Consider the following 4,879-nt stretch of genomic DNA (forward strand, 5'->3'; position numbering starts at 1 on the left):
TTCATCGAGAGCGCGGCGCGCCAGCTCGACCTGATGGGCCGCGCGCGCTGCGATGCGAACTGGGTGGTCGCCTCGTCGCGGCTCAAGAGCCTCGCCGCCAGCTTCGGCTCGAGCGGCCTGGTCGCGCTCGCCGAGGACGCGCTCGTCGGCGCCCCGGGCGATCCCGTCGCGCTTCGCAAGATCGGCGAGGCGATCGACGATTTCGCCGGGAACTGAGCCGAACCGTTTTGCATCCGTGAAGCCGTCCGCCTAGGCTCTCCGCCGTTGCGGAGGGTGTTTCTTGGCATTGGCGGCATTGATCGGCGCTTATCACGAAGCGGACGAGGCGGGGGTGCTGCGCGCCGCGCTGCCGCTCGCCGGCCGCACCGTCGTCGAGCGCCAGGTCCGTCTCGCCGCCGCCGCCGGGGCGACCCGGATCGTCCTCGTCGCCGAGCGGATGCCGATCGAGCTGGTCGCGGCGATCGATCGGCTGCGCCGCGCCCGCCTGCCGGTCGAGGTCGCACGCGGCGCCGAGGAGGCGGCCGAGACGATCGATCCCACCGACCGGCTGCTGCTGATCGCCGACGGCGCCGTGGTCGACGCCAGCCAGCTCGTCCGTCTCGCCGAGGCGGAGGGCCATGCCGTGCTTACGGTCCCGGACGGCAGCTTCGGCGAGCTTTACGAGCGGATCGACGGCCAGTCGCGCTGGGCGGGCGCCGCCGCGATCGATGGCGCGCTCCTTCGCAAGACCGCCGCGATGCTGCGCGATTGGGACCTGCAATCGACTTTGCTCCGCCGGGCGCTTCAGGCTCACGCGCGCCATCTCGCGGCGGAAGGTCCGGTGGCGATCCTCGACCGACTCGACGACGCAGCCGGCCTCGAAGCCCGGATCCTCGCTTCGGCCGCCGAGAGCCGGGGCGGCTGGCTGTCAAGGCTGATGGCGCCGCTCGAGCGCGCGCTTGCCCATTTCCTTGTGCCGAGTCCCGCGAGTCCCACGCTGATCGGCACCGCCGCGGCCTTGTTCACCGGGCTCGGCGCGGTGGCGTTCGGCTTCCGCTGGTTCGGGACGGGCCTCGCGCTGATGCTCCTCGCCACGCCGCTTGACGGCGTCGCGATCCGCCTCGGCCGGGTGCGGATGCAGGAGGATGCGGGGCGAAGCTGGTGGAGCTATTTGATGCCCGCGTTCGCCGGCGCCGGCCTGCTCGCCCTCGCTTATGCGCTCGCGGCGAGCCACGGGTGGGGCATGGTCCTGCTCGGCGCGATCACGCTCGCCTTCCTTGTCGCGCTCGGCATCGAGCTGGAGGGAAAAAGCCCGCCGGGCGGCTTCCTGCTCGCCGAGCGCAAGGGCATGATCTGGCTGATGCTGCCCTTCGCCGGCTTCGGCCGCTGGGAAATGGGGCTCGTCTTCCTCTTCGCTTATGCCGCTTCGAGCTTCTTCTGGGCGCAGCGCCACGCCCATGCCCGTCCCACGGCGGGACAGGTTAAGCCGCAGGATTAGCCACAGTTTAACCCTGTGCGGGCTAAGACGAAACGATGGCCGATCCGGGTTCGACGAGGCGCGAGGGACGGAGCGACGCCGCGCGGCTTTTGCTCGCCGCGGCGCGCGAGCGCTTTGCCGTCGCCGCGACCGATCTTCTCCTGCCCGATCAGGCCCGCTTGACCGAGTGGCAGCGGGTCACCGCCGCCGCCTTGCTCTCCCGCCTCGTCCGCTCGATCGAGGACGAATTGCGCGTGCACCTGGCGGAGCGTTTCGCCGAGCATGAGGCGCTCGTCGCCGCGCTCTCCTCAGCCCGCGTGCCGATCGCGCTGCCGATCCTCGAGCGCGCGCAGGTGCTGCGCGACGCCGAGCTCAGCACCCTGCTCGTCCGCCGCGTCGAGGAGCATCGCTTCTGGACGGCGCGCGCGCCGCTGACGCGCGACGAATATCTGTTCGAGCTGGTCCGCGACGCGGACGAGGCCGTCGCCGCCGAGGCGATGGAGCTGGTGATCGCGCGCAGCCGCCGCTTCGACCGCTTCCAGGAGCCTGTATTGGGCAAGGCGGAATTGCCCGCGGAGCTCCAGCATAAAACGGTCTGGATCGTCGCCGCGGCGCTTCGCCACTATATCGTCCAGCAGCATCAGATCGGCGCGGTCGACGCTGCCGTCGAAGAGGCGGCCGGCGCGCTGATCGCCGGTTATGACGAGGGCGACAGCCTCGAGGCGCGCGCCCTGCGCCTCGCCAAGCGCCTGCACGCGGCCGGCCGCTTCGACGGCCCCGCGCTTGTCCGGACCATAGAGGACGGCATGCTGCCCTTCTTCCTCGCGGGCCTCTCGACGCTCTGCGCGCTCGAGCCCGGCGCCACCTGGGAGGTGCTCGCCGATCCGCGCGGCCGCGGCCCGGCCTTGCTGCTCCGCGCCGCCGGCATCGGCCGCGACGAAGCGGCGGCGATCCTGCTCGCCTTGAACGCGCGCGGGCCGATCTTCTCCGGCCAGGAGGGCGACGCCACCGCCGCCCAGCTCGAATTGTTCGACACAATGGACCAGGGCTCGGCGCGCGAGGTGCTCCGCCTCTGGCAGGCCCATCCCGCCTACCGCGCCAGCGTCGCGCGCATCTCGACCCGGGCCCGGCCCGCGGCGGAGGCGGCATGAGCAATGTCCTCAGCGACGATCGCCCGGTCACCGGCCGGGTCGACGCAGAAGGGCGGCTGATCCTCGCCGATCCGCCGCTCGCCGCGCTCAACGAGCGCGCCGGCGGCAGCGCTGGCGGCGCCCTGTCAGTGCCGCAGATCGCCGCGCTCGCGCGCTTGGCGCGCCGCCTCGGCATCACCGTCTCGCGCGCCGCGATCGCCGCCGACGGCGATCACGACGTCGATCTCTGGGTTCGCGCCGAGCCCGCGGGCGAGGAGGTCGCGCTTTCGATCACCGGCTGGACCCAGCGCCCGGCTTTGGTCGAGCCCGCCGATCGGCCGGCGGCGCGCGAGCGCGACTTTCAGCGCGCCTCGGCCGACTGGACCTGGGAGACCGACGACACCTTGCGCATCACCGCGCTTTCCGCCGGCGCGGCGGCGGCGATCGGTCGCGCCTCAGCCGAATTGATCGGCAAGCAGCTCACTCGCCTGTTCCGCTTCCGCGAGGACGAGAAGGGCGGCTTGCCCCTGCTCGCCGCGCTCGCCGAGCACAGCCGATTCGAAGGCCAGCTGACCGAGCTGCGCGGCGGCCGGACCGGGCGCTATTGGCTCTCGGGCGTGCCGCTAATCGACGGCATGGGGCGGGTCGCGGGCTTTGGCGGCGCCGCAGTGGCGGCGGACGACAGCCAGACAGCGCCCGAACCGAGCGGGGAAGAGCGCTCGGCCTCCGGCAACGCCTTCGGCGCGCGCCTCGATTCGGCCCTGCGAACGCCGCTCGCCGACATCGTCGACAATGCCGAGCGGCTGCGCGAGCGCGCCGAGGGGCCCTTGCGGAGCGACTATGCCGATTATGCCGCCGACATCGCCTCGGCCGGCCGCCATTTGCTCTCGCTCATCGACGATCTCGTCGACCTGCAGGCGATCGAGCGGCCCGATTTCCGTCCCACCGCCGAGGCGGTCGATTTGGCCGACGTCGCCCGCCGCGCCGCCGGCCTGCTCACCGTCCGCGCCGCCGACCGCGAGGTCAGGATCGACGGTCCCGGCGACGCCGACGCGCTCCCCGCCACCGGCGATTTCACCCGCTGCCTGCAGATCCTCGTCAATCTGATCGGCAATGCGGTGCGCTATTCGCCGGCGGGCGGCGAGGTCTGGATCCGCACCGAGCAGGAGGGCGATCTCGCCATCGTCATCGTCGCCGATCAGGGCAAGGGCATCGCCGAGGCGGACCAGGAGCGGATTTTCGAGAAGTTCGAGCGGGTCGATCCGACCGAGCCCGGAGGCACCGGCCTCGGCCTCTACATCGCCCGCCGCCTCGCCCGCGCCATGGGCGGCGACCTCGCCGTCGATAGCGCGCCGGGGCAGGGCGCGCGCTTCACCTTCACACTTCCACTGACGAAAGCGGGTTAACTACCTCCGCTCGACGGGCACATAATCCCGCTGCGCCGCGCCGGTGTAGAGCTGGCGGGGGCGGCCGATCTTTTGCTCGGGGTCGGCGATCATCTCGTTCCACTGGGCGACCCAGCCGACCGTGCGGGCGAGGGCGAAGAGCGCGGTGAACATCGTCGTCGGGAAGCCGATCGCGTTGAGGATCACGCCCGAATAGAAATCGACGTTCGGATAGAGCTTCTTCTCGATGAAATAATCGTCCCTGAGCGCGACCTGCTCGAGCTCGCGGGCGGTGTCGAGGACGGGGTCCGAAATGCCGAGCTCGTTCAGCACCTCCTCGGCGGTCTTCTGCATCACCTTCGCGCGCGGATCGAAATTTTTGTAGACGCGGTGGCCGAAGCCCATCAGCCGGAAGGGATCGTCCTTGTCCTTGGCGCGGGCGATATATTCCGGAATCCGTTCGGGCCGGCCGATCTCGCGCAGCATTTCCAGCGCCGCCTCATTGGCGCCGCCATGGGCCGGGCCCCACAGGCAGGCGATCCCCGCGGCGATGCAGGCGAACGGGTTGGCGCCCGAAGAGCCGGCGAGCCGGACCGTCGAGGTCGAGGCGTTCTGCTCGTGATCGGCGTGAAGGATGAAGATGCGCCGCATCGCATTTTCGATGATCGGATTGACCTCATAGGGCTCGGCCGGGACGCCGAAGGTCATCCTGAGGAAGTTGCCGGTGTAGCTCAGGTTGTTCTGGGGATACATAAACGGCTGGCCGATGCTGTACTTGTAGGCCATCGCCGCGATCGTCGGCATCTTGGCGATCAGCCGGTGAGAGGCGATCATGCGCTGCTTGGGGTCGGTGATGTCGGTCGAATCGTGATAGAAGGCGGAGAGCGCGCCGACCACGCCGCACATGA

General features: G+C 70.6%; 4 protein-coding genes and 1 pseudogene. 4 read left to right on the forward strand and 1 reads right to left on the reverse strand.

What is annotated here, in order from left to right; translation table 11 throughout:
• The 4 genes and pseudogenes from ACT4N8_RS01300 to ACT4N8_RS01315 form a co-directional block, all read left to right on the forward strand.
• Positions 1-216: pseudogene (locus tag ACT4N8_RS01300) on the forward strand (Hpt domain-containing protein); the annotation flags it as partial.
• A 64-nt stretch (positions 217-280) separates the two neighbouring features.
• The gene (locus tag ACT4N8_RS01305) at positions 281-1,477 is read left to right on the forward strand and encodes a hypothetical protein (RefSeq protein WP_444856330.1); all 1,197 of its coding nucleotides are present in this window, start codon (positions 281-283) and stop codon (positions 1,475-1,477) included.
• A gap of 35 nt (positions 1,478-1,512) precedes the next feature.
• On the forward strand, positions 1,513-2,607 hold the full coding sequence (locus ACT4N8_RS01310) for a DUF2336 domain-containing protein (RefSeq protein WP_444856331.1): 1,095 nt from the start codon (positions 1,513-1,515) through the stop codon (positions 2,605-2,607).
• Positions 2,604-3,992 carry a sensor histidine kinase gene (locus ACT4N8_RS01315; protein ID WP_444856332.1) on the forward strand — a complete coding sequence of 463 codons (1,389 nt, stop codon included), beginning with the start codon at positions 2,604-2,606 and terminating at the stop codon, positions 3,990-3,992. The genes ACT4N8_RS01310 and ACT4N8_RS01315 overlap by 4 nt, the downstream gene beginning before the upstream one ends.
• Here ACT4N8_RS01315 and ACT4N8_RS01320 read toward each other — a convergent pair.
• Positions 3,993-4,879 (reverse strand): citrate synthase (locus ACT4N8_RS01320; RefSeq protein WP_444856333.1); only part of this gene is annotated, 887 nt, incomplete at its 5' end. It abuts the gene before it with no gap.

It is taken from the genome of Sphingosinicella sp. (genome assembly GCF_052387495.1).
Classification (GTDB): domain Bacteria; phylum Pseudomonadota; class Alphaproteobacteria; order Sphingomonadales; family Sphingomonadaceae; genus Allosphingosinicella.